Source organism: Streptomyces phytophilus, from assembly GCF_013870535.1.
Classification (GTDB): Bacteria; Actinomycetota; Actinomycetes; order Streptomycetales; family Streptomycetaceae; genus Streptomyces; species Streptomyces phytophilus.
The window spans coordinates 1-2893 of the sequence record NZ_JACBXC010000780.1; the positions used below are offsets into that span (position 1 = coordinate 1).

3 protein-coding genes are annotated in these 2893 nt (G+C 70.7%); all 3 read right to left on the minus strand.

What is annotated here, in order from left to right:
* A partial coding sequence (gene dxs / locus H5J30_RS25130; RefSeq protein ID WP_181789636.1) for a 1-deoxy-D-xylulose-5-phosphate synthase occupies positions 1-1417 on the minus strand: 1417 nt, incomplete at its 3' end.
* Position 1418: 1 nt separating this feature from the next.
* Complete coding sequence (gene hpnH, locus H5J30_RS25135) at positions 1419-2471, minus strand: adenosyl-hopene transferase HpnH (protein ID WP_181789637.1); 1053 nt, start codon at positions 2469-2471, stop codon at positions 1419-1421.
* Positions 2471-2893: phosphorylase family protein (locus H5J30_RS25140; protein WP_445194958.1), on the minus strand; the 423-nt coding region annotated here is incomplete at its 5' end. The genes H5J30_RS25140 and hpnH, both read right to left, overlap by 1 nt.

Sequence of the window (2893 nt, forward strand, 5' to 3'; positions counted from 1 at the left end):
AGCGGACGACGGTCGGCGCGTCGTCGACGGCGACGGCCTCGCGCAGCTGGGCGCGGAGCTGGTCGGCGTCGCGCGGCGCGGCGATCCGCAGGCCGGGGACGACCTGGAGGATCGACATGTCCCACATGCCGTGGTGCGAGGCCCCGTCCGGCCCGGTCACCCCGGCCCGGTCGAGCACGAACGTCACGCCGCAGCGGTGCAGCGCGACGTCCATCAGCACCTGGTCGAAGGCCCGGTTCAGGAAGGTGGCGTAGACCGCGACGACGGGGTGCAGCCCGCCGGTGGCCAGGCCGGCGGCGGAGACCGCGGCGTGCTGCTCGGCGATGCCCACGTCCCACGTCCGCCCCGGGTACGCGGCGGCGAACGCGGCGAGCCCGGTGGGGTGGAGCATCGCGGCGGTGATCGCCACCACGTCCTCGCGCTCGGCGCCGATGCGTACCAGTTCGTCGGAGAAGACCGACGTCCACGACGGCGCGCCGGGCGGTGCGACCGGCTCGCAGGTGAAGGGGTCCATGACGCCGACGGTGTGGAAGCGGTCGGCCTCGTCGTCCAGCGCGGGCTGGTAGCCGCGGCCCTTCTCGGTCAGGCAGTGCACGAGGACCGGCCCGTGGAACCGCTTGGCGCGGCGCAGCGCGGACTCGACGGCGGCGGTGTCGTGCCCGTCGACGGGGCCGACGTACTTCAGCCCCAGGTCCTCGAACATGCCCTGCGGCGCGAAGGCGTCCTTGAAGCCCTTCTTCGCGCCGTGCAGCGAGTCGTACAGCGGCTTGCCCACCACCGGCGTGCGGTCGAGCAGTTCCTTGCCCCAGGACAGGAAGCGCTCGTAGCCGTCGGTGGTGCGCAGGGTCGCCAGGTGGTCGGCGAGGCCGCCGATGGTGGGCGAGTAGGAGCGCTCGTTGTCGTTGACGACGATGACCAGCGGCCGGTCCCGGGCGGCGGCGATGTTGTTCAGCGCCTCCCAGGCCATGCCGCCGGTCAGCGCCCCGTCGCCGATGACCGCGACGACGTGGTCGCCGCTGCCGCGCACCTCGTTGGCCTTCGCCAGGCCGTCGGCCCAGCCGAGGACCGTGGAGGCGTGGCTGTTCTCGATGACGTCGTGCTCGGACTCCGCCCGCGACGGGTAGCCGGACAGGCCGCCCTTGCCGCGCAGCCCGGAGAAGTCCTGCCGGCCAGTGAGGAGTTTGTGCACGTACGACTGGTGGCCGGTGTCCCACAGGATGCGGTCGGCCGGCGAGTCGAAGACCCGGTGCAGCGCGAGGGTCAGCTCGACGACGCCGAGGTTCGGACCGAGGTGGCCGCCGGTGCGGGCAACGGCGTGGATGAGGAACTCGCGGATTTCCCCCGCCAGTTCGTCCAGCCGCTCCGGCGGGAGCGCCTTCAGGTCGCGGGGGCCGCCGATGCTCTCCAGGAGCGACATCTCATTCCCCTTCCGCTCGCCCACCGCCTCGGACGCGGTTGCCGCCGATGGTCTCCCGCGCGGCCCGCAGCGACTCCTTCAGCGAGGACGTGGTGGCGAGGATGGAGGTGGGCTCGTAGCCGCAGTGGGCCATGCAGTTGGCGCACCGGGGGTCGCGGCCGCGGCCGTACTTGTCCCAGTCGGTGTCCTCTACCAGCTCCCGGTACGTCGGCACGTAGCCGTCGCTCATCAGGTAGCAGGGGCGCTGCCAGCCGAAGAGCGAGTAGTTGGGGATGGCCCAGGCCGTGCACGGGAAGTCGACCTTGCCCTCCAGGAAGTCGAGGAACAGCGGGCTGTGGTTGAGCCGCCAGCGCTTGCGGTTGCCGCCGGAGAACGCCTTCTTGAACAGCTCGCGGGTCTGCTCGACGCCGAGGAAGTGCTCCTGGTCGGGCGCCTTCTCGTAGGCGTACGCGGGCGAGATCATCATCTCGTCCACCTGGAGGTCGTCGTTGAGGAAGTCGAGGACCTCGACGACGGTCTGCGGGGTGTCGGTGTTGAAGAACGTCGAGTTCGTGGTGACCCGGAACCCGCGCCGCTTGGCCTCCTTCATCGCGGCCACGGCCTCGTCGAAGACGCCTTCCTTGGCGACCGACTCGTCGTGCCGCTCGCGCAGCCCGTCGATGTGCACGGCGAACGCGAAGTACGGCGAGGGCTCGAACTTGTCGAGCTTCTTGCGCAGCAGCATCGCGTTGGTGCACAGGAAGACGAACTTCTTGCGGGCGACGAGCTGCCGCACGATCTCGTCGATCTGCGGGTGCATCAGCGGCTCGCCGCCGGCGATCGAGACCATCGGCGCACCCGACTCCAGCACGGCGCCGACCGCCTGGGCCACCGGCATACGCTGCTTGAGCACGCCCGCGGGATGCTGGATCTTTCCGCAGCCTTCGCACTTGAGGTTGCAGGCGAAGAGTGGTTCCAGCTCCACGATCAGCGGAAACTTCTCCCGCCTCTTGATCGTCTTCTGCGAGAAGAGATAGCTGGCAACCTTGAGCGACTGGCGCAGTGGCATGGCCATCAGGTTCGCCTCCTGGAGATCATCACATGACGGTGCCATTCGAAAAATGCAGGAAGAACTGAGCTGAGCACGCGGTACGCGGCGATACCGCCGCGCAGCGTTCCGAAACGGACGAGTTCATGCTCGGGCGCGTCCACGACCACCCGGACGGCGGCCACGGGCCGGGTCCCGGAGGTCGCCGCGGCCGTGCGCAGGGTGGCGGCGGACTCCATGTCGACGGCGACCGCGCCGCGCTCGCGCAGCCGGGTGCGACCGGCCGCGCCGCGTACGACGTGGTCGGTGCCCAGCAGCAGTCCAGTGTGCACCCGGGCGTCGAGGAGCGCGAGGGCGTCGAGCAGCGGACCGTTGTCCGGGCAGCCGGTGGTCCCGGCGTCCTCGCCCTCGGCCCGTACGGCGTCCGCGACGACGACGTCGCCGGGGCG

Coding starts and splice junctions, on each gene's coding strand:
- hpnH (WP_181789637.1), bottom strand. CDS start 2,471: ATGGCCATGCCACTGCGCCAGTCGCTCAAGGTTGCCAGCTATCTCTTC.